The organism is Hyphomicrobium denitrificans ATCC 51888 (genome assembly GCF_000143145.1).
GTDB lineage: Bacteria > Pseudomonadota > Alphaproteobacteria > Rhizobiales > Hyphomicrobiaceae > Hyphomicrobium_B > Hyphomicrobium_B denitrificans.
The window spans coordinates 1,804,113-1,823,061 of record NC_014313.1 but is presented as its reverse complement, the minus strand read 5'-3'; the positions used below and the strand labels follow the sequence as shown (position 1 = coordinate 1,823,061).

25 protein-coding genes are annotated in these 18,949 nt (G+C 61.4%); 11 read left to right on the top strand and 14 right to left on the bottom strand.

What is annotated here, in order from left to right; genetic code table 11:
- Positions 1-1,140 (bottom strand): polysaccharide deacetylase family protein, encoded by a 1,140-nt coding sequence (locus HDEN_RS08830; protein ID WP_013215760.1) that lies wholly within the window; start codon positions 1,138-1,140, stop codon positions 1-3.
- A complete protein-coding gene (locus tag HDEN_RS08825; protein ID WP_013215759.1) occupies positions 1,137-1,937 on the bottom strand; it encodes an enoyl-CoA hydratase in 801 nt (266 codons plus the stop codon). Before HDEN_RS08825 ends, HDEN_RS08830 begins: the two co-directional genes overlap by 4 nt.
- 229 nt (positions 1,938-2,166) lie before the next feature.
- Here HDEN_RS08825 and cysE point away from each other — a divergent pair, with 229 nt between their 5' ends.
- From cysE to HDEN_RS08810, 3 genes are read left to right on the top strand one after another with little or no spacing between them, the layout of a single operon-like run.
- Positions 2,167-2,994: a serine O-acetyltransferase gene (gene cysE, locus HDEN_RS08820; RefSeq protein WP_013215758.1), complete on the top strand. Its 828-nt coding sequence runs from the start codon at positions 2,167-2,169 to the stop codon at positions 2,992-2,994.
- A 21-nt stretch (positions 2,995-3,015) separates the two neighbouring features.
- The gene (locus HDEN_RS08815; protein WP_013215757.1) at positions 3,016-3,231 is read left to right on the top strand and encodes a DUF3126 family protein; all 216 of its coding nucleotides are present in this window, start codon (positions 3,016-3,018) and stop codon (positions 3,229-3,231) included.
- A gap of 18 nt (positions 3,232-3,249) precedes the next feature.
- Positions 3,250-3,783, top strand: coding sequence for a gamma carbonic anhydrase family protein (locus HDEN_RS08810; RefSeq protein ID WP_013215756.1), 534 nt, complete (start codon positions 3,250-3,252; stop codon positions 3,781-3,783).
- A gap of 106 nt (positions 3,784-3,889) precedes the next feature.
- On the opposite strand, the gene HDEN_RS08805 is transcribed toward HDEN_RS08810, so the two are convergent.
- The 3 genes from HDEN_RS08805 to HDEN_RS08795 all read right to left on the bottom strand — a co-directional run bounded on the left by HDEN_RS08805 (position 3,890) and on the right by HDEN_RS08795 (position 6,172).
- Positions 3,890-4,528, bottom strand: a complete 639-nt coding sequence (locus HDEN_RS08805; protein ID WP_245256769.1) for a transglutaminase-like cysteine peptidase — start codon at positions 4,526-4,528, stop codon at positions 3,890-3,892.
- 207 nt (positions 4,529-4,735) lie between these two features.
- Positions 4,736-5,362, bottom strand: coding sequence for a PilZ domain-containing protein (locus tag HDEN_RS08800; protein ID WP_013215754.1), 627 nt, complete (start codon positions 5,360-5,362; stop codon positions 4,736-4,738).
- Between the two features lie 183 nt (positions 5,363-5,545).
- Positions 5,546-6,172, bottom strand: a complete 627-nt coding sequence (locus tag HDEN_RS08795; protein WP_245256768.1) for a PAS domain-containing protein — start codon at positions 6,170-6,172, stop codon at positions 5,546-5,548.
- A 217-nt stretch (positions 6,173-6,389) separates the two neighbouring features.
- On the opposite strand from HDEN_RS08795, the gene HDEN_RS08790 reads away from it, so the two are divergent.
- Both HDEN_RS08790 and HDEN_RS08785 read left to right on the top strand, forming a co-directional pair.
- Positions 6,390-7,118, top strand: coding sequence for a rhomboid family intramembrane serine protease (locus tag HDEN_RS08790; RefSeq protein WP_013215752.1), 729 nt, complete (start codon positions 6,390-6,392; stop codon positions 7,116-7,118).
- A gap of 67 nt (positions 7,119-7,185) precedes the next feature.
- Positions 7,186-7,728, top strand: coding sequence for a CBS domain-containing protein (locus tag HDEN_RS08785; protein WP_245256767.1), 543 nt, complete (start codon positions 7,186-7,188; stop codon positions 7,726-7,728).
- Here HDEN_RS08785 and HDEN_RS08780 read toward each other — a convergent pair.
- The 3 genes from HDEN_RS08780 to folE all read right to left on the bottom strand — a co-directional run bounded on the left by HDEN_RS08780 (position 7,710) and on the right by folE (position 9,993).
- Positions 7,710-8,729, bottom strand: a complete 1,020-nt coding sequence (locus HDEN_RS08780; RefSeq protein ID WP_013215750.1) for a patatin-like phospholipase family protein — start codon at positions 8,727-8,729, stop codon at positions 7,710-7,712. The genes HDEN_RS08785 and HDEN_RS08780 overlap by 19 nt on opposite strands.
- Positions 8,730-8,907: 178 nt before the next feature.
- A complete protein-coding gene (hisI, locus tag HDEN_RS08775; RefSeq protein ID WP_013215749.1) occupies positions 8,908-9,357 on the bottom strand; it encodes a phosphoribosyl-AMP cyclohydrolase in 450 nt (149 codons plus the stop codon).
- A gap of 24 nt (positions 9,358-9,381) precedes the next feature.
- On the bottom strand, positions 9,382-9,993 hold the full coding sequence (folE, locus tag HDEN_RS08770; protein ID WP_013215748.1) for a GTP cyclohydrolase I FolE: 612 nt from the start codon (positions 9,991-9,993) through the stop codon (positions 9,382-9,384).
- Positions 9,994-10,128: 135 nt separating this feature from the next.
- Between folE and HDEN_RS08765 the strand changes: the two genes are divergently transcribed.
- From HDEN_RS08765 to yidD, 3 genes are all read left to right on the top strand, one after another.
- Complete coding sequence (locus HDEN_RS08765; protein ID WP_013215747.1) at positions 10,129-10,587, top strand: iron-sulfur cluster assembly scaffold protein; 459 nt, start codon at positions 10,129-10,131, stop codon at positions 10,585-10,587.
- A gap of 248 nt (positions 10,588-10,835) precedes the next feature.
- A complete protein-coding gene (locus HDEN_RS08760) occupies positions 10,836-11,498 on the top strand; it encodes a hypothetical protein (RefSeq protein ID WP_013215746.1) in 663 nt (220 codons plus the stop codon).
- A gap of 117 nt (positions 11,499-11,615) precedes the next feature.
- Complete coding sequence (yidD, locus tag HDEN_RS08755) at positions 11,616-11,921, top strand: membrane protein insertion efficiency factor YidD (protein WP_013215745.1); 306 nt, start codon at positions 11,616-11,618, stop codon at positions 11,919-11,921.
- Here the strand turns inward: yidD and HDEN_RS08750 are convergent.
- Positions 11,897-12,379, bottom strand: coding sequence for a hypothetical protein (locus HDEN_RS08750; RefSeq protein WP_013215744.1), 483 nt, complete (start codon positions 12,377-12,379; stop codon positions 11,897-11,899). The genes yidD and HDEN_RS08750 overlap by 25 nt on opposite strands.
- A gap of 231 nt (positions 12,380-12,610) precedes the next feature.
- On the opposite strand from HDEN_RS08750, the gene thrS reads away from it, so the two are divergent.
- The gene (gene thrS / locus HDEN_RS08745) at positions 12,611-14,563 is read left to right on the top strand and encodes a threonine--tRNA ligase (protein WP_013215743.1); all 1,953 of its coding nucleotides are present in this window, start codon (positions 12,611-12,613) and stop codon (positions 14,561-14,563) included.
- Here the strand turns inward: thrS and HDEN_RS08740 are convergent.
- Positions 14,560-15,063, bottom strand: a complete 504-nt coding sequence (locus HDEN_RS08740) for a DUF992 domain-containing protein (protein WP_245256766.1) — start codon at positions 15,061-15,063, stop codon at positions 14,560-14,562. The genes thrS and HDEN_RS08740 overlap by 4 nt on opposite strands.
- A gap of 185 nt (positions 15,064-15,248) precedes the next feature.
- Positions 15,249-15,653 (bottom strand): lysozyme inhibitor LprI family protein, encoded by a 405-nt coding sequence (locus HDEN_RS08735; RefSeq protein WP_013215741.1) that lies wholly within the window; start codon positions 15,651-15,653, stop codon positions 15,249-15,251.
- 156 nt (positions 15,654-15,809) lie between these two features.
- Between HDEN_RS08735 and HDEN_RS08730 the strand changes: the two genes are divergently transcribed.
- Positions 15,810-16,745, top strand: a complete 936-nt coding sequence (locus HDEN_RS08730) for a pirin family protein (RefSeq protein ID WP_013215740.1) — start codon at positions 15,810-15,812, stop codon at positions 16,743-16,745.
- A 302-nt stretch (positions 16,746-17,047) separates the two neighbouring features.
- Positions 17,048-17,341: a hypothetical protein gene (locus HDEN_RS17975; RefSeq protein ID WP_013215739.1), complete on the top strand. Its 294-nt coding sequence runs from the start codon at positions 17,048-17,050 to the stop codon at positions 17,339-17,341.
- A 43-nt stretch (positions 17,342-17,384) separates the two neighbouring features.
- On the opposite strand, the gene queF is transcribed toward HDEN_RS17975, so the two are convergent.
- The 3 genes from queF to queE are packed head-to-tail and all read right to left on the bottom strand — an operon-like array spanning position 17,385 to position 18,948.
- Entirely contained in the window at positions 17,385-17,843 is a 459-nt protein-coding gene (gene queF / locus HDEN_RS08725) for a preQ(1) synthase (RefSeq protein ID WP_013215738.1), read from the bottom strand.
- A 5-nt stretch (positions 17,844-17,848) separates the two neighbouring features.
- On the bottom strand, positions 17,849-18,271 hold the full coding sequence (locus HDEN_RS08720; RefSeq protein WP_013215737.1) for a 6-pyruvoyl trahydropterin synthase family protein: 423 nt from the start codon (positions 18,269-18,271) through the stop codon (positions 17,849-17,851).
- Between the two features lie 50 nt (positions 18,272-18,321).
- Positions 18,322-18,948 (bottom strand): 7-carboxy-7-deazaguanine synthase, encoded by a 627-nt coding sequence (gene queE, locus HDEN_RS08715; RefSeq protein WP_013215736.1) that lies wholly within the window; start codon positions 18,946-18,948, stop codon positions 18,322-18,324.
- Position 18,949 lies beyond the last annotated feature (1 nt).

Genomic DNA, 18,949 nt, shown 5'->3' with positions numbered 1-18,949 from the left:
TCACTTCGCGCCGTCGGCCGGTTGCTTTGCGCGCGAACGCTGCTGCGGCTTGACCGACGTCGCCCAGGGCTTGCTTGCCTTCGCCGTTGCCGCGCGTTGTGCCGGAGCTGATGCAACCGATTGCTGGCGTGACGCTGCGTTCAGCGGATGCTGCAGGGCGCCGATGAAATCGTAGCGGTTGGTGTCACCGGGCTTGCGGTCGTAGCACTCGGCCGTGATGACGGGCTTGCCCATGCCGACAAGCTCGCTGACGGTGACGAATTTGTAGCCCTTCGCCTTGAGCTTCGGAATGGCGATGAGCAGCGCCTCGGCCGTGTGCCAGCCGCGCCCGTTGGCGTGATTGACGATGATCGATCCGGGCTTGGTCTCGTTGACCATCGCATCCGCAATGCGCTTCGCCGACGTATGTGGATCGGGATCGCCGGTCGCGACATCCCATTGGATCGCGAGCATCCCGGCATCGTTGACGGCTTTCATCGACGCGTCGTTGCAGGCGCCATAGGGAAAGCGAAAAACTTTCGGCAGCTCGGGAATGTCACGCAATGCGTTTGGCGACGTGGCGAGGCACTGGTTGCCGCCAAGATCGGCGCGCGCGTCGGCATAAGCTTTTTGCGGAGCGACCACCTGCTGCCGCACTACAGCCGGAGCAAGCAGTCTCAGGTTCGCATGCGTTTCCGTGTGATTGCCGATTTCGAACAACGGATCGAGCATCAGCTGTTCGGTGCGGGCGCGGTGCGAGGCGATCCATTTGCCGCCTGCGAAGAACGTCGCCTTGACGCCTTGCTGCCGCAGATAATCGAAGATGCGGCCATCGTATCCGGCGATCTCGCCGCGCTGCTCGCAGAGATCGAACGTCAGCGCGACGACCTTTTCTCCGCTCGCGATATCGACGCGCCGGATCGCGCCGCGCAGTGTATCCGGCACGGCCGGGGCCGGTTTGAAATCTCCGAGCTTGATCGGCGCATCGAAGCTGCGATTGCCTTTCGCGGCCAACTCTTCTCCCGGCACGCCTGCGAGCGCGGCGGCCGAGAAGCACGCATTTTGAACCGCCGCATCGGCGGCTAACCCCGCCGTCGCGAACGCGAGACCCGAGAGTCCTGCGATCAGAGAAAGAGCAAATCTATGACTCGAATATCTCATTGGCCTTTGAAAACCGGTTTTCGCTTCTCAAGAAAGGCGCGCCGGCCTTCGGCGTAATCGGCGCTCGCAAAACAGGCTTCGACAGCGGCGTCGAGTTTCGCCATGTCCGGATGCTCCGGCCGCCGTGAGATTTCGTCGATCACGCATTTCGCGGCAGCGACCGACAGCGGCGCGTTCTCGGCGATCTCCTGCGCCAGGGCTCTGACGGTCGCTTCGATTTCGCCTTTCGGCACGAGCTGCGTAATGAGCCCCATCGCTTCCGCGTCGGCGGAGCGGAAACGGCGGCCCGTGAACAGCAGCTGTTTGGCGCGATCGGCAGGCACAGCGGAAAGGATGGGACGAACCCACCGCGCGTTGTAACCAATGCCGAGCTTGGCCGCGGGAATTGCGAACTGGCTCGTGTCGTCCGCGATCCGCATATCGCAACAGAGCGCCAGTCCGAGACCGCCGCCCAGGCAAAATCCCTGGATCATTGCGATCGTCGGCTTCTGACAATCGATCAACGCGTTGAAAGCGGCATCGTTCAGCGCATCGTAAACCTTGGCGGCGTCGCCGGTGCGTCCGCTCTCGAATTCAGAGATGTCGGCGCCCGCCGAGAAGGCTCTGTCGCCCGCCCCGCGCAGCACGACGACGCGAACCTCATTGTCGGCGGTGGCCCGTTCGATCGCCCCGGGAAGCGCGCCCCACATGCCCCCGGTCAGCGCGTTCATGCGCGATGGATTGTCGGCCGTAATCCAGGCGATTGCGCCGTCTTTGCCATATCTTAGCGTCGGGCCGTCGCCGTTGGTCTCTGCCATTCCGGGCCATCCTTATGACTGTCGGGGGGCTATTTAATGAGCAATTCAGGGTACGGCAAAGATCGGCGCCGGTGGCAGATGCGCGCGGTGCGGTAAGACTTATATACTGAGGACAGGTTCTCTGATTGACCCGGGCGCGAGCCATCGTTAATCGGCTGGGATAATCGTCAGAGGACGGGTCATATTGCCGGCCTGATGATGCCGGAACCTGCGAGCAAGAGGCCCTTACGTGTCGAACGCCAAGACAGCAACGACGAAGATCCAGATCGTCGACCCTATCTGGGCGCAGATACGGTCCGAGGCGCAGGCCGCGATGACGGCGGAGCCCGCGCTCGGCAGTTTCATCTTTGCGACGGTTCTGAGCCATGAGCATCTCGAGGAGGCGATATGCCATCGTCTCGCGCAGCGTCTCAATCACACCGACGTCGACGCCGGGCTGATCTCGCAGACGTTCCTCGGCGTGCTTCAGGACGACAATAAACTCGGCAAGATTTTCCGGGCCGATCTCTCGGCCGTCTACGATCGCGATCCGGCCTGCACGCGCTATCTCGACCCGCTGCTCTATTTCAAAGGCTTTCACGCGCTGGTCACGCATCGCTTCGCGCACGCGCTTTGGAAAAGAGGCCGCCGCGATTTCGCGCTTTATCTGCAAAGCCAGGGCTCGCGCTTTTTCGGCGTCGACATTCACCCGGCGGCGCGCTTCGGGCAGGGGATCATGCTCGATCACGCGACCGGCTTCGTCGTTGGCGAAACGGCGGCCGCCGGCGACAACTGCTCGTTCCTGCATGCCGTGACGCTCGGCGGCAGCGGCAAGGAAACAGGAGACCGCCACCCCAAGATCGGCGATAACGTCCTCGTCGGAGCGGGCGCTAAAATCCTCGGCAACATCAAAGTCGGCTCGTGCTCGCGCATCGCCGCCGGGTCGGTCGTCCTATCGGACGTTCCTCCGAATGTTACCGTCGCCGGAGTTCCGGCAAAAATTGTTGGCAGTGCCGGTTGTTCGGAACCCGCCCGCTCGATGGAGCAGGGTTGGGTTGACGATTTCGGCGGCCTCTGACGCTCACCAGGAGAGAAAAACTTGAAGAAAGACGAGCTAGCAAAGCTGCAGGCCTATTTGCGTAAAACGTTCGGCGCGCCGTCGTTGGAAGTTCGGCCGCAGCCGAAGAAAGACGACATGGCCGAGGTCTTCATCAACGGCGAGTTCGTCGCCGCGCTCTATCGCGAAGAAGACGAGGGCGAGATCTCCTATCAGCTGCAGATGGCCATCCTCGATATGGATCTCGAAGGCGTTTGAGACTGCGAGGAATTGCCGATGACTCTCTACAACCTGGACGGCGTTGACGTTGCAACGCCTGCCAGTGGAGCCTTCTGGGTCGCGCCCAACGCGGTGGTGCTCGGCAAGGTCAAGCTGGAGGAGGACGCCAGCGTCTGGTTCGGCGCGGTGCTGCGCGGCGACAACGAGTGGATCACGATCGGCGAGCGTTCGAACGTGCAGGACGGCTGCGTGCTGCACACCGATCCCGGTTTCCCGCTGACGATCGGCGCCGATTGCACGATCGGCCATATGGTCATGCTGCACGGCTGCACGATCGGGCGCGGCAGCCTGATCGGCATCGGCTCGATCATTCTGAACGGCGCCAAGATCGGTGACGAATGCGTCATCGGAGCGAATACGCTGATCCCCGAGAACAAGGAAATTCCGCCGCGTTCGATGGTGATGGGCTCGCCGGGAAAGATCATCCGTCAGATCAGCGATGACGAGATCGTGCGCTTTCAGCGCGGCGCGGGACGCTACGTCGCCAACTGGAAGCGCTTTGCCGCCGGACTAAAGCCACAGGCATCCTGACGCCAATCGCGATATCACGCGACGGTCACAAGTCTCGCCTGATGCCGACGGCAGAGGCGAGACTTGATTGCTCGAACCAGTTTCGGGGCCAGTTTTAGGGCCAGGTTCAGGGAAAGACTTCGATGCCCTGAAACTCGGTGGGTTCCGGGTTCGACTGAACGCCCGCAATTGCCGACGGCGTCGAAGCATCGTTCGGATCGAGCGAGACCCACGCCTTCGGATCGACAAACGATTGCCGCATCACGTAGTGGTACGGCGTCTGGTTCCACAGCCGGACGATGTCGATCTTGTTGTCGAGAATGTAGTCGCCGAGCGTCGTGCGCACGGTCAGCACCGCATGCCCTTCGTTCTTTTCGTCGCGAACGACCGTCATGAGAAACGCGCTCGACGGCCAGCCGCGTGCGATCAGACGGTGGCGCTTGAGAAGCGCGTAGTCCTCGCAGTCGCCGCGCGTCTTCGGCAGCGTCCAGTATTCGGTGACGCCGTAAACTTCCATATCGGTCGCCGGTTCGATCTCATGATTGACCGTGCGATTGACGACGTCGAGCTCGCTCAGGTTCTCCGGCGTCGCCTCAATGCGCGCGTCGGTGTAATTCTTGGAGACGCACTCCGACGGCTCCCGCTCGCAGAACGAGACGAAGCCATAAGGAGGCTGCGAGCTGCCGTAGATCCGCATGAATTCCGGAGCGCGCTTCGCTGCCGGACTGACTATGGCAAGGTGCTGCGCCGCCGCCGGCATAGCCATGGCCACAAAACTCAAGGCCACGCCAATGGCCACGCTACCGTACATCATGATACGCCCTCGAACACGGTACGATACACTACGCGAAACACTTGTTTTTAGCATGAATGCTGTCATCGGCATTCGCGCTAAAAACGTATAAAAATTTAACTTCGAGATTTTGGCAACTCGGCGGGCGATTTGGGGCATCACACAACCAACGCAAAACGATTATGGAAAACTGTCGCGCAACGCCTCGGGAGATTGCAGAGTCAAGAATTGCACCCCGATGCCCTGCGCATGATGTCGCCGAACGATTGCCCTGGTTTTGCCGGCAACGACAAAACTCCCGAGCGGCGGTCGTGCTGGCGTACCAAGCGACGCGCCCGATGCTGAAAGATCGAGCAGTTCCACGTCGATGATGACGTCTTCGACCCTCAACGTCGTCCGTCGCCCGCGAGTTCCGACGCGCTCGTGCAAACGGCCGGCTTCTTCCGGGAAGTCACTCCGGTTGATGAGCCACATAATCTGTGCTGCGAGTTTTTCCCGCTTGTGCTCGGTGACTTTGAAACTGAAGGCAAAACCATCGGGCGTGTGACGCGCGACGACGCCTTCGACGCCTCCGAGGTGATCGAAATACGCGATGACGCGCTCGCCGACTTCAGGCGCGTGCGGAGAGACGACAGCCGCGCCGCCGACGGAGATGTTTTCGAGCTGGCAGTTGAATTCGTTTCGGTCGGCGCGCATGAAGCGTCCGGCCAGCGACAACGGCAAACGGCGATGCCGGCGCATGTCGCGCGCGACGGCTGCGTCCTGGGGGCGCAAATGTTCGCGGAGTGTTGTCGAATACGCGGCCATTGCCGGTCCTTGAGGTCCTGAAAAAACCTGGTTGGGACATCGGCCGCGAGCGGCTCGGAGACGACCCGCCTCGACTATGAGGAACGGTCCTTAATGAACTTCTAATTTGCGCGTCATAATCGGTTGCGATGTTGGCTCTCGCCGCCCTTAACGCGCCGAAAGGTTAGTTTTGAGCCAAAATGATCACTCGTTATCGACGCGGCTGAGACCGCCTTCGTAAACCCTGAATTGACGCCGGTTCGAGCGGACGATCCGCGCCTCGCGGATCGTCGGCATCAGGACTGGAATATTGCTGCCTTGCTCTGTGGGAAGGGCGACGCCGTCGGGCCAGATCAGTTCATGGCTGAGGAGCTTGCGTTGGGTCAGCGCAACGGTTCCGAGCCAGTTCGGCCTCGCGACAGGCGTCAGCGCGCCGAGGAAGCGATCTACCGTGTCGCGCGTGTGCGTCAGCGGCAAGATCAGAAGCTCGAACTCAGTCGAAAGCCCGCTCGTGCTGCCGGCGCTGATCCGAAACACGCAGACGGCACCCTCTGAAGCGCTGGCGATTTGCTGCGCGATGATGCGCGCGTCGCCATCCTCGAAAAGCCGGAACAGATCGACGCCGCGAAAATCGATGCCGAACGCCTCGCAGATGCGAGTTCCGGCGAGGCGGAAGCGCAAGCTCGATGGGCTGACGCGTTCCAGGATGAATGTGTCGGGCAGATTTCCCGAAATGCACGATGGCTCGATTTCGAAGCGCTTCGGCGCCACACGGTCGCCGCGGAGACTATTCCAATATGAATAGAGCGCTTGACTGACAGATTCTTGCATGAGCATGCGCCCGTCCTGTTGGCTAAGGTATCGGCCTGAGCCGTGCCATTCCGGTACACGCCGTCGCGGCGAGTGTCGGACCTGTGGACGAGGGAGCATCCTTCATGCCATCGGGGAGGAGCCCGGCGCACGCAGCCGGTTAACGCGCCTGCGATCGACATGAACCTTAACGAGGCCGGGGAGCCGCGAACCCTCCAGCCGTCAGAGTGGGAAGCCCGTGACCAAGCGAGAACCAATCTTCAATGTGCCGGGTGGAGTGCTTGCGACGCTCGCCGTCTTGATCGCCGTTCACGTTGCGCTCTCGCTTCTGTCCCCGCTGCAATACGAGTGGTGGGTTCTCGCCCTGGCGTTCATCCCGGCGCGCTATGCGGGCTTCGCTTCCCAGCTGCCCGGAGGCGACACCGCATCGATCACGTCGCTGATCACCCACATGACCGTGCACGCCGACATCATGCACCTCGGATTTAATGCGGCGTGGCTTCTGGCATTCGGCTCCGTGCTTTGCGCGCGGCTTGGCAGCCTGCGCTTCCTCGCCTTCTCGATCATGGGCGGGCTCGCAGGCGCGCTGCTGTTTCTCGTGTTCAATCCCGGTCTTGCTGCACCGGTGATCGGCGCGTCAGGCGCCATCTCCGCGATGATGGGCGGCGTGATGCGGTTCCTGTTCAACGCCATTGATCGCCGCGAAGGCTATTTGCTTCGCGAGCAACCGCGATCGATTCCGCGCATGTCGCTTGTGCAAAGTCTGAAAGATCGCCGCGTCGTTCTCGCGTCGCTCGTATTCGTCGGCGTAAATCTCCTGGCAATTGTAGGATTTGGCAAATTCGGTGAAAGTGGCGCGATTGCATGGGAAGCGCATATCGGCGGATATGTATTCGGCCTATTCGCATTCGGCGCTTTTGATGCTGCAACGCAAAACACTGCTCCGCCTGCGTCGGAATTCGATTGAGTGCTTGCATTCGCGACAAAATTGCCTCAGCCTTCGATATAGTTCGCCGCCAAGAGCGGACATATCAGTGGGAGACGCTGCGGAAGCCGGGCCAGATACCGGACAGCGCGCCATAGACACCAGGGCGCATATCGTCCGCTATATTCGGCGCGGTCTTCCAGAAATGGAGGCTGGAGCTGTGATTATCGGACAGATACTCAAGTCGAAGGCGCGCGGTGTGATGACGGCGCGGCAGGAAGATACGATTCAGGAAATCGCGCTACGCTTGTCGAGCCGCAAGATTGGCGCCATCGTTATCGTTGGCGAGACCGGCAAGGTCGTCGGCATCATTTCAGAGCGCGACATCATTCGCCTGATCGCCGAGCATGGTGCGGAAGCACTGAAAATGCCCGCAAGTCGTGGCATGACCCGTAACGTCGTATCGTGCTCGGAAACCTGCACGATCGACGAGATCATGGATACGATGACGCGCGGCCGCTTCCGTCATCTGCCAGTGATCAACGACGACGCTCTCATCGGAATCGTCTCGATCGGCGATATCGTCAAGCATCACACCGCTGAGGTCGAGTTGGAAGTGACCGCGATGCGCGGCTACTTGGCGACCGGCTGAAGCGCACTCGAAGACGACATGGACAGCGCGCGCCCGCGTTCCTCGACGCTCGGCGCGCGTTTCGTTTCTCGCGTTCCGATCTCGCGAACGATATCGTCGAGCTGACGTTCGAGCGCCTGGCTGCCGCGTTCGATCGCCTCCTTGGCGCGATGAAAATCGAAAAGCCCGACATCCTGCAATCTGGGTGAGATCATCACGTCCGGCGGATCGCCCGCGAGGCGAGATCGCGCGATGCGGTCCTGCACGATGTTGAACGCATCGACCATGACGGTCGAGATTCCTGGCGCTCCGTCGCCACGTCCGAAGAACTGCCGATGCAGCAAGGCGCGAACGCCGGTCGTCGCCTTATCCGCGCGCGCGTCTTCATCCACCGCGAGACTTTGCTCGTCGTCCCCCTGATAGAGCGCTTCCGGCATCGACATGACGCTGCCGCGCCCGAGAATATCGAAATTGAGATTGACCGCGATGACGTACCTCGCGCCGAGCGCGCGGCACACCGAAACCGGGATCGGATTGACCAGCGCGCCGTCGAATAGCCAGCGCCCGTTGACCTTGACCGGCTTGAACACGCCGGGCAGCGCATAGGACGCGCGAACGGCATCGACGAGCCGCCCGCGAGACAGCCAATGCTCGTGCCCCGTGCCGACTTCCGTTGCAACGGCGGTGAAGCGCGTTTTCAGGCTTTCGATATTGCAATCGCCGAGATGCTGTTCGAGACGTCCGCAAAGCCGTTGGCCGCTGATCAGTCCCGTGCCTGCGAGGTTGAAATCGAGATATCCGAAGATCCGCTTCGGCGTCAGGTCGAGCGCCCATTGCTCAAGATTATCGAGGTGACCGGCGGAATAGCAGCCGCCGACGACCGCGCCGATCGACGTGCCCGCGATGATATCAGGCTGAATGCCGGCTCGCGCCAGCGCCTTGAGGACGCCGATGTGGGCCCATCCTCGCGCCGCGCCTCCGCCTAACGCCAATCCGACCTTTACGTCCGACATCCCCGGCATGTGGCACTCCCGACCGTCTCGGGCGGAACGCGTCGAAGCGCGATGGCCTTTCAGGTCTTTCCTTTTGGAGAATGCTAACGCGGGCGCATTAAGACGCCGCTACCAAGAGGTAACCGATCGATGAACGCAGTCGGTTACGCCCATTGTAGCTGAAGCAACTCAAGCTCGTGCGCGAACGTCAATCGTGATCGGCGTCAAGCGGCAGGCCAGCGGATTCGAGGCTCAGGCTTCCGGATGAGTCCGGCGACGCGATGAGGCGGCGATAGAAACAGGACGGCGCGCCCGTGTGGCAGGCAACGCCGTCGCCCTCGACATCGGCGAGAAGCCAGACGACGTCCTGATCGCAATCTGTTCTGACTTCTTTGACGGAGAGAAGATTGCCGCTCTCCTCGCCCTTCTTCCAGAGCTTGCCGCGCGACCGGCTCCAGAAGTGCGCGAACCCGGTCGCGATCGTTTGCTGAAGCGCTTGTTCGTTCATGTGCGCGAACATCAGAACGTTGCCCGATCTCGCATCGGAAACGATGGCGGGAATCAGTCCGTCGGAACCGAACTTGGGAAGAAAGGACGACGTCTGTTCGATGGTCTCGCCAGGCCGAAGCGCAGGCGAACTTTTGCTCGTATCAGTCATGTTGATCCTGTTGCGGAACGGCGGCTAGTCGCGGACCACCGCCATGAAGCGATCGCGTAACGCCGAATTGCGCTCGAACTCGCCGAGAAAACGAAACGTGACGGTGGCCACGTCACGCTGCTGAACACCGCGCGCCGCCATGCAGTGATGACGCGCGCTCATCATGATCGCGACGCCTCTCGCTTGAAGCCCTTCCTCGAGCGTTGTCGCGATCTGTTCGGTAAGACTTTCCTGCGTCTGCAGACGCCGGGCAAAGATATCGACGACGCGCGCGATCTTCGACAAGCCGACGATGCGGTCCGACGGCAGATAGGCGACATGCGCGCTGCCGAAGAAGGGCGCGATATGGTGCTCGCAATGGCTCTCGAAGGCGATATCCTTCAGCAGCACCATTTCGTTATAGCCGGACGGATCCTCGAACGTCTGGGCAAGTTCCGCCAGCGCGTCCTGCTTGTAGCCTTTGAAGTATTCCCCGAACGCTTCCGCCACCCGCTCCGGGGTTTTCTCCAGTCCCGGACGCGCCGGATTGTCGCCGCTCCAGGCGATCAACGTGCGCACGGCCTCTTCGGCCTCGGCGCGCGACGGGCGGCGCGGCGACAGCGCGGTAACGGGCGTCGGGAGGGTGAGCTTTTTCATGTGATCCGTAGCGTTGCGAGCGAATGCCGGTCCTCGCCTTGGCGGCCGGCGTACCCTATATAGAAGGCCCAATATACGACGAGCCGGGCATTTGGACGAGTGTCGATGCAGGGCGTCGGTGAACCATAGGTTTCCATGGCCGACCTCGACGAAATCTACAATACGCGCATCCTGGAGCTGGCTGGTGCGATTTCGCACACCGAACGCCTGGAGCATGCCGATGCCCGGGCGACGGCCCATTCCAAGCTCTGTGGCTCGACCGTAACCATCGATCTGTCGCTCCGCGACGGCCGCGTCAGCGATTACGGACAGTCCGTCAAGGCGTGCCTGCTGGGCCAGGCCTCGGCCTCCGTCATGGCGCGCGAAATCGTCGGATCGACGCCCGATGAGCTTCGCGCCGTCGCCAGAAAGATGCGCGCCATGTTGAAGGACGGCGGCCCTCCACCGGCCGGGCGCTGGGCCGACCTCGCAACGCTGGAGCCGGTTCGCAATTATAAGGCTCGCCACGCATCGACCCTGCTTGTGTTCGATGCTGTTGAAAGCGCGCTTGACGATATCGCCGCCGGGCGCGACGCAGCGGTCGCCGGGCAATAACCTTTACGACAAAAACATTCGGCGCCTCGCTCCGGCGCTCATCAGCAAGGGTCGGTTTTCCGATATTTTGCGTCCTGGTCCCGAGCAGCATTTCTTCCCGCGACATTGTCTCATGCGTGTTCCGCCCGAACGGGAAAACTGGGAGTGGAAGTCTTTCGCGCCTGCGGGTATGCCCTACGGGGTTGCGCGCGTTCGCCCTTGGCTCACGCATAGGGACCGGCGCGGGATGAAGGGAATGGAGAGTGTTGATGGCGTCCAGCGGCGACAACGTTAAACCGGGCAGCGATAGCCATTCGCCCATGGGCGCGATCAAATGGGGCGCGATCGCCGTCCTCGCAGTGCTCACGATTTACGGTCTTCAGGGCAAGACGTCGGCCGAAGGGCAGCTCTCCACCCTCAAGAGCGAAGCCGACGCATTGAGAAAGCAGGTCGACAATGCGCTCGGTCAGCGGAAAACCGCGCAGGAAGAAATCGCGCGCTTGAAAACCGCCGAGGCCGACGCCTTGCGTCAGGTCGAGGAAGGCAAGGCCGACGTCTCGACGGCGATGGCGAAGGTCACCGAACTCGAAGCGAAAACTCAGGGCTTGGACAAGGAAATTCAGGACCTGAAATCGAAGCTCGCCGCCACGGAAGACCAGCAGGCGAAGTCGGGTCGGGCTTTGGACGACGCCAACACAGCCAAGGCGGAGCAGGAGAAGGCGAGAGCCGACGCTGAAAACGCCAGGGCGACGGCCGAAAAAGCCAAGGCGGATGCCGAGGCAGCTGTCGTGCTGCTTCAAAAGCAGATCGAGACACTGAACGCCGAGTTGCAGACCGCTCGCAAAGACGCCGAAGCCGCCAAGGCTGCTGCCGCTCAGCCATCGGATTCGAAATCATCAGCCCCGGCGTCTCCCGCCTCGCCGCAGCCGTAAAACTTCCCCGCAACCCAGATTTCGCTTTGATGAAGGCCCCGCAAGCTCCGCACTTGCGCTCTTGCAGGAACATGGGCTTTGCTGAGGGTTGTGTCTGTTAGCTGCCAGCCAATATCGATGAGCCGCATTGCCAAGGCGCTGATGAAAGCGCCGATCCACGTTTATCGTGTCACGTTCAAACCGCTGGTCGGCGGCCAATGCCGCCACTGGCCCACGTGCTCGCAGTATGGGTTAGAGGCCATCGAGCTCAACGGCGCGTGGCGCGGCTTCTGGCTGACGCTATCGCGCTTCCTGCGCTGCGGACCGGGCGGCACCCACGGAATAGATCCGGTGCCGGACATTCGCGCCGATCGCCACCCGTTCGCGCCGTGGCGCTACGGGCGATGGGGACGGCACGCTCAGGCGGCCGCGACCGACGACTGAGGCACCGAAGCGTCCGACGCTGCATCGGCCTCGAAAGCCGAAAGATCATGAGCCGACCCGGGAAAGAAAACATCGCGATCGAGCTGCATGACGCTGCGCATCAGTTCGAGCAGGTTGTCGAACGCGACTTTCGCGATCAGCTCGAAGCACATCATCTCCCAGGCATTGGCGCCCTGGTATAATTGCCCCGCGAGAATGGTTTTCACCGTGATCTCCGGGCACGCGTCGTTCTTCAGAAACGCGGCGAGCGACGGTGCGACCGCAGGCGGGATCTTGATGGTGCCCTCGGGCCAGCTCTGCGAATAGGCGGCGCGGCGGAACAAGGTCTCGGTCATGAAATGCGTTTCGAGCGCAGCCTGCACGGCGGGCTCGACAACTGCCTGCACGAAACATGTCGGGCGCACCTTGCCCTGGATGTTGACCATCCGCTTGCGGATGAGAAGTTTTGCGGCTGACACGGCGGCTCCCCCGATCTGAGAAACTGACGCTACGCCAGAAGCGTAAGAATTGGCCTCTGCGAATCCCTAGAATTGCGTCGGTCCCGTAAGGACTTCGGCAACGCCTGCGGCCACCGGACAATTCACGAACCGTTAAGACGCCTTGACTTGAACCGGCCGTCCCCCCATTAGCGGTCTCGACATCGTCTTACGCCGCGCCCGTTGGCGGCGAGTGAGCACAGGAGGCCCGACATGACCGACGTCACCATTACGTTCCCCGACGGCAAACAGCGCCAGGTCAAAGCCGGAACGACGGGCCTCGAAATCGCCAAATCCATATCGCCATCGCTCGCCAAGCGAACCGTCGCTATGCAACTCGACGGCGTGCTGTCGGATTTGGCCGACCCGATCAACAAAGACGTATCGATCAATTTCGTCGCCCGCACCGATCCGGCAGCCTTGGAGCTGATCCGGCACGACGCCGCGCACGTCATGGCGGAAGCAGTGCAATCGCTCTGGCCCGGCACCCAGGTGACCATCGGCCCGGTGATCGACAACGGCTTCTTCTACGACTTCGCCAAGCAGCAGCCGTTCGAGCCGGAAGACATTCCGAAGATCGAAAAGAAGATGGGCGAGATCATCGCCAAGAACGCGGCGTTCACGAAAGAGTTCTGGTCGCGCGATGACGCCAAGAAGTTCTTCCGCGACAAGGGCGAGGTCTTCAAGATCGAACTCGTCGACGCGATCCCCGCGGGCGAAGACCTGAAGATCTACAAGCAGGGCGAATGGCTCGATCTCTGCCGCGGTCCGCACATGACCTCGACCGGCCAGATCGGCAAGGCGTTCAAGCTGATGAAATTCGCGGGCGCCTACTGGCGCGGCGACAGCAACAATCCGCAGCTGCAGCGCATCTACGGCACCGCCTTCGCGACCGAGGATGAGCTGAAAGCCTATCTGCATCAGCTTGAAGAAGCCGAGAAGCGCGACCACAGAAAGCTCGGCCGCGAGATGGACCTTTTCCATTTCCAGGAAGAAGCGCCGGGTTCCGTCTTCTGGCACGCCAAGGGCTGGACGCTTTTCCAAACGCTGATTGCGTATATGCGCCGTCAGCAGCAGCGCGCCGGATACGAGGAAGTGAATTCTCCCGACATGATGGAGAAGCACTTCTGGGAACTCTCCGGTCACTGGGAAAACTACGGAGAGAACATGTTCACGACCGTTCTGCCGGACGAGCGCGTGTTCTGCTGCAAGCCGATGAACTGCCCTGGCCACGTGCAGATCTACAAGAACGGTTTGAAGAGCTATCGCGACCTGCCGTATCGCATCGCCGAGTTCGGCAAGGTGCATCGCTACGAGCCGTCGGGCGCGCTGCACGGAATGCTGCGCGTGCGCCACTTCACCCAGGACGACGCGCACATCTTCCTGACCGAAGATCAGATCATGGAGGAATGCCTTAAGATCAACGATCTGATGCTCTCGATCTACAAGGACTTCGGCTTCGAGGAGATCGTCATCAAGCTTTCGACCCGGCCCGAGAAACGCGTCGGCGCGGACGAGCTTTGGGACAAAGCCGAGAAGGCGCTGGGAGACGTGCTCGACGAGGTCAAGCGGCGTTCGAACGGCCTGATCAAGACCGAAATCCAGCCGGGCGAGGGCGCGTTCTATGGTCCGAAGCTCGAATACGTTTTGAAGGACGCCATCGGCCGCGACTGGCAGTGCGGCACGACTCAGGTCGACTTCAACCTCGCCGGACGCCTTGGCGCGTTCTACATCGACGAGCACTCGGAAAAGAAAACGCCGGTGATGGTCCACCGCGCGATGTTCGGGTCGCTCGAACGCTTCACCGGCATTCTGATCGAGAACTTCGCCGGACATTTCCCGCTGTGGCTCGCGCCGCTGCAGATCGTCGTCGCGCCCATCGTCTCGGACGCTAACGACTACGCCAACGAGGTCGCTCAAAAGGCGAAGGCGCTGGGCCTGCGCGTCGAGACCGATCTTCGCAACGAGAAGATCAATTACAAGGTGCGCGAGCACTCGCTGGCGAAAGTTCCGGTGCTGCTCGTCGTCGGCAAGCGCGAAGCGGAAGAGCGGAAAGTTTCGGTCCGCCGCCTCGGCTCACAGGATCAGACCGTGATGAGCCTCGACGACGCTCTGAAATCCCTCGCCGCCGAAGCTATCCCGCCGGATTTGCGTACGAGCGCTTAGCCGCGCTCCAGCGTCAGTCCGGCGACGCCGGCGGAGAGGTTGAGGCCCGTCTGGCCTTCGACGCTGATGGGCTGCAGAACGATCGATTTGCCGGAGCCGCCGATAAGCGCGTTCGCATTGGCGCCGATGCCGACGGCTACGCCTGCGGTAACCCCGCCGTAGCCGCCTTCAAGCGCGCCTTCCGCGACGTCGACCGTCGTGCCGAGAACGGTCCACACCAGCGTGCTTTCGCCCGTGAAGCCGATATCGACGCCGATCTTCGTGATCGTCGCCATGTACGGATGCCGGCGCGCGCTGACGGCTGTCGTGAACACGCAGCGCATCTGTTCTTTAGAGCCGAGGATGAGGCCGACCCCGCCGTGGCCTTTGCACTTCAACGTGCCGAGCGTGATCTTCGGTGCAGCCGCAGCGGGCTTTGCCTCGATGCTGGCGGCCGCAACGACCGCGACGGCGGCTGCGAGAATGGAGGACGTTGTGGCGAGCGACGGCTTCATGGACATGTGTCTCCTTTGACCGGCCAACAGTCAGTGAGTGCCATCACTCACCTTGGCAGCGGTCTGACGATAAGGCCTCGTTTAAAGTGGCAATAACGTCGGATCGGTGGCGGTGACGGCGCTTGCGGTGGAGTTTTCCCCTCCACGGTTGCCGATCTATCGCGGGGCGGGGAGCCTGTCCTTCGAACCGGTCAATGCTCTTCGTAGCGGTCTTTGAGTTCTTTCGTCCGCTCTTGCGTCTTGGCCGTCATGCATTCGAGGCTGGCCGCGGCCGTCCCTGTACCGCCGCTCCATTCCTGGGCGATCAGGTCCTTGCAGTCGGCGTCGCGAAAGGCGAGCCAGGCACGTTGCGACACGCGTAGCGCCTCTTCGAAACTCGCGGAGTCATAGGGCTTATCGAGCTTGCGTTCTTTGATGAACGCGACAGCATTGGCATACGCGACGTTCAAATCCTTGTCGGCCGCCTTGAAATCCTTCTCCGCGCAGAAGTTCATTTCGACGGTGGACGAGGCGTTCTCGCAGTCGATCTTCTGCGCGTACGCAGAGAGTGGAGCGAGGGGCAGCAGGAGAACGATCGTGGCGATCAGGCGTTTCATGGGAATGGTTCCAAACGTGGCCTACGCCTTTTACTCATCCCACGCATGCGCAGGAAGCGCAGAACCGATATGAAAACGTAATAAGATGAACGCCGGAACTTACCGCGATTTGCCGACAGCCGCCTTCATCTGGTTGGCGGGCAGGAAGGAGTACCGATGAGCTGGCTGACCGACAACGATCCCATCCCGGGCGACGCCAAGTCGTGCGACGCGATCGAGCACGTCATCATTCCACGCGCCCACGACCTCGGCGGGTTCGAGGTGCGCCGCGCGTTGCCGTCGGCAAAACGGCAGATGGTCGGCCCCTTCATTTTCTTCGATCAGATGGGTCCGGCACAGTTCCTCGCCGGTCGCGGTATCGACGTCCGCCCGCATCCGCATATCGGGCTCTCGACCGTCACCTACCTGTTCGATGGCGAGATCATGCATCGCGACAGTCTTGGATCGGCCTTGGCGATCCGGCCGGGCGAGGTCAACCTGATGACGGCCGGACGCGGCATCGTTCATTCCGAACGAACCGGACTGGAACGGCGTACCGACGGCCAGAACCTTTTCGGCATTCAAGCTTGGATGGCCTTGCCGAAGTCGCACGAGGAAACCGCTCCGGCGTTCGCGCATCATGCGGTCGATGAACTTCCGCGCTTTGAAGGCGAGGGCAAACGCGTTCGCCTCGTCGTCGGATCGCTGTATGGCGCGACGTCGCCTGCGAGCTTTCCGCACGACTGCTTTTATGCCGAAGCGGTCCTCGCGCCGGGTTCGATTCTGCCGCTCGATCCCGGCTATGATGAGCGCGCCGTCTACGTCGTGGCGGGCCGCATCGATATCGCGGGCGAGTCGTTCGAGAGCGGTCAGCTTCTGGTCTTCAAGCCCGGCGACCGCATCTCCATCTTGGCGGAATCGAATGCCCGCCTGATGCTTTTAGGCGGTGAACCGATGGATGGTCCGCGCCATATCTGGTGGAATTTCGTGTCGAGTTCGAAGGAGCGCATCAACGAAGCGCGGAACGATTGGCGGCAAGCCAAGTTTGATATTGTTCCCGGCGATGAACAGGAATTCATCCCACTCCCCGAGGATCGTGCGCCGCCAGTTTAATTTGCTTCTCAGAAAATTATCTATCTGCCGGCGCACCTATCGCTTCAAGTCGCAGATACGTTCAGCTGTCGTTCAACCGCGCGTCACAAAGACGGGATCTTTGTCGGCGATACGAAAGACCGACGGATGACGCCCGTTGATGAGTTCAACAAACATGTTCTCGGGCGTCTCCTAGAACACAACCTGCAGCGCAAACCGTGCTGCGGCGTTCAACAGAAGCGGAGTTGTTCGCTGCGCAACGAGCATTCGAATTGAAGCTCGGCGGACAAAATCTTACGACACACTCAGCTTAGGAGAATTCGATGCGTAAACTATTTTTGGCAGTCGCCTTCGCATTAGGCTTCGGCTTTGCCGCCACCGGCTCGCAAGCTGCCACGATCGGCAGCAACGTCTCGGCTCTGCAGTCGAGCGCGAAGGCCGGCAACTCGCTGGTGGAGAAAACACAGTACCGCCGTCGCCATTGGCGCCATCGCCATAACTGGCGTCATCGCGGGTATGCTCGCCCGTGGGGTTACAGCTACCGTCGTTACGGCTGGCGTAACAACTACTATCGCCCCCACTACCGTCATCACCGTCATCACCGCTACTACAGATAATCTGTAGCGATTGATCCGTACGGATTTATGCGGAGGACGAGGCTCAGCCTCGTCCTCTGTACGTTTGGACGCCTTGATCGGGAAGCCAGACATCTTTGGGAAGCGTGCCCGTCTGCCAAAATACGTCGATCGGAATGCCGCCGCGCGGATACCAGTATCCCCCGATCCTGAGATAATGCGGTTCGATCAGCGCCGCGATGCGCTTACCGATCGCCACGGTGCAATCCTCGTGAAATGCCCCATGATTGCGAAACGACGCGAGATAGAGCTTCAGCGATTTGCTCTCGACGAGCCACGCATTCGGAACGTAGTCGATGACCAGATGCGCGAAGTCCGGCTGACCCGTCACCGGACATAACGACGTGAACTCGGGCGCCGTAAATCTCGCCGCGTAATGCGTGTCGGCGTGCGGATTTGCGACGCGTTCGAGCTCCGCTTCGTCCGGATCGCGCGGCAGACTGACATTGCGGCCAAGCTGTTTCACCTGCGGCTTGCGAGCCATCGTCGTTACTCCGCCGCGAGTTGAGTTGAGCGCGAAGGCCCGCGATAAACGCAGCCCTCATTGCAGCTGTCGCGATGCACTTCGACTTGAACGAGACCCGGCACGCGGTTCGATAAGCGGTTCCAGATCCACATTGCGATGCGTTCGAGCGTCGGTGCGCTCAAGCCTTCGATGTCGTTCAGCATGCGGTGATCGAGGTCTTCCTCTGTCTCGCGCAATGCCGACGACAGCTCATCGAAATGGAAGATGTAGCCCGTGTCGCGGCCGGGCTCGCCCTCGACGACGACGCGAGCGCGGAACGAGTGCCCGTGCACGCGCGCATTCGGCGTGCCCGGCGCTGCGGAGGGCAGAAAGTGCGCCGCCTCGAACCTGAAGTCTTTGTAGATCTGCATCGCGCTGAAATAGGGGATTTCGCCGGGCCGCGCCACCCCGCGCGGTCGGCCGCGTTCGCGGCAAGCTGGCGCGGAAAGGCGTTAAATTAAGGAATTCCGAGCAGTTTATGGGTCTGAAGCGATAGCCGCCACCCAGGGTTCGCTTTGCAATAAGCGACGGCCGCCTGCGTGTTGGCTTCGCGCGTCGCCCCGTCCATCGGTTGCAGAAAACGGGTTTGGAAGGCGAGATCGGCATAGTCCGCCGGATCGACACCCTCCTGCGGATAGACCAGCTTCAACTCGTGGCCGTGCTTCTGCTGAAGTTGCGAACCGGCTTTCGGCGACACGCAGATCCAGTCGATCGTCTCGAGCACGGGCAGCGTGCCGTTCGTTTCGATGGCGATCGTGAAGCCGCGCGCGTGCAGGGCGTCGACCAGTTCCTGGTCGACTTGCAGCATGGGTTCGCCGCCCGTCAGAACGACAAGCATGTCACCATCGGAACCGCACGCGGCCCGGCACGCCCGCGCCAGATCGTCTGCCGTTCGGAAGCGCCCGCCGCCCTCGCCATCGGTGCCGACGAAGTCCGTATCGCAGAACTGGCAGACGGCCTTGGCGCGGTCGACCTCGCGGCCGGTCCACAGGTTGCAGCCCGCGAAGCGACAGAAAACCGCCGGCCGCCCGGCGTTCGTGCCTTCGCCCTGCAGCGTGTAGAAAATTTCTTTGACGGCATACATG

Excerpts from the sequence above, each read along its gene's own strand:
- HDEN_RS08830 (WP_013215760.1), bottom strand. The coding sequence starts at position 1,140 with ATGAGATATTCGAGTCATAGATTTGCTCTTTCTCTGATCGCAGGACTC.
- HDEN_RS08825 (WP_013215759.1), bottom strand. The coding sequence starts at position 1,937 with ATGGCAGAGACCAACGGCGACGGCCCGACGCTAAGATATGGCAAAGAC.
- HDEN_RS08810 (WP_013215756.1), top strand. The coding sequence starts at position 3,250 with ATGACTCTCTACAACCTGGACGGCGTTGACGTTGCAACGCCTGCCAGT.
- HDEN_RS08805 (WP_245256769.1), bottom strand. The coding sequence starts at position 4,528 with ATGGCTATGCCGGCGGCGGCGCAGCACCTTGCCATAGTCAGTCCGGCA.
- HDEN_RS08800 (WP_013215754.1), bottom strand. The coding sequence starts at position 5,362 with ATGGCCGCGTATTCGACAACACTCCGCGAACATTTGCGCCCCCAGGAC.
- HDEN_RS08795 (WP_245256768.1), bottom strand. The coding sequence starts at position 6,172 with ATGCAAGAATCTGTCAGTCAAGCGCTCTATTCATATTGGAATAGTCTC.
- HDEN_RS08780 (WP_013215750.1), bottom strand. The coding sequence starts at position 8,729 with ATGCCGGGGATGTCGGACGTAAAGGTCGGATTGGCGTTAGGCGGAGGC.
- hisI (WP_013215749.1), bottom strand. The coding sequence starts at position 9,357 with ATGACTGATACGAGCAAAAGTTCGCCTGCGCTTCGGCCTGGCGAGACC.
- folE (WP_013215748.1), bottom strand. The coding sequence starts at position 9,993 with ATGAAAAAGCTCACCCTCCCGACGCCCGTTACCGCGCTGTCGCCGCGC.
- HDEN_RS08765 (WP_013215747.1), top strand. The coding sequence starts at position 10,129 with ATGGCCGACCTCGACGAAATCTACAATACGCGCATCCTGGAGCTGGCT.
- HDEN_RS08760 (WP_013215746.1), top strand. The coding sequence starts at position 10,836 with ATGGCGTCCAGCGGCGACAACGTTAAACCGGGCAGCGATAGCCATTCG.
- yidD (WP_013215745.1), top strand. The coding sequence starts at position 11,616 with ATGAGCCGCATTGCCAAGGCGCTGATGAAAGCGCCGATCCACGTTTAT.
- thrS (WP_013215743.1), top strand. The coding sequence starts at position 12,611 with ATGACCGACGTCACCATTACGTTCCCCGACGGCAAACAGCGCCAGGTC.
- HDEN_RS08740 (WP_245256766.1), bottom strand. The coding sequence starts at position 15,063 with ATGTCCATGAAGCCGTCGCTCGCCACAACGTCCTCCATTCTCGCAGCC.
- HDEN_RS08735 (WP_013215741.1), bottom strand. The coding sequence starts at position 15,653 with ATGAAACGCCTGATCGCCACGATCGTTCTCCTGCTGCCCCTCGCTCCA.
- HDEN_RS08730 (WP_013215740.1), top strand. The coding sequence starts at position 15,810 with ATGAGCTGGCTGACCGACAACGATCCCATCCCGGGCGACGCCAAGTCG.
- HDEN_RS17975 (WP_013215739.1), top strand. The coding sequence starts at position 17,048 with ATGCGTAAACTATTTTTGGCAGTCGCCTTCGCATTAGGCTTCGGCTTT.
- queF (WP_013215738.1), bottom strand. The coding sequence starts at position 17,843 with ATGGCTCGCAAGCCGCAGGTGAAACAGCTTGGCCGCAATGTCAGTCTG.
- queE (WP_013215736.1), bottom strand. The coding sequence starts at position 18,948 with ATGTATGCCGTCAAAGAAATTTTCTACACGCTGCAGGGCGAAGGCACG.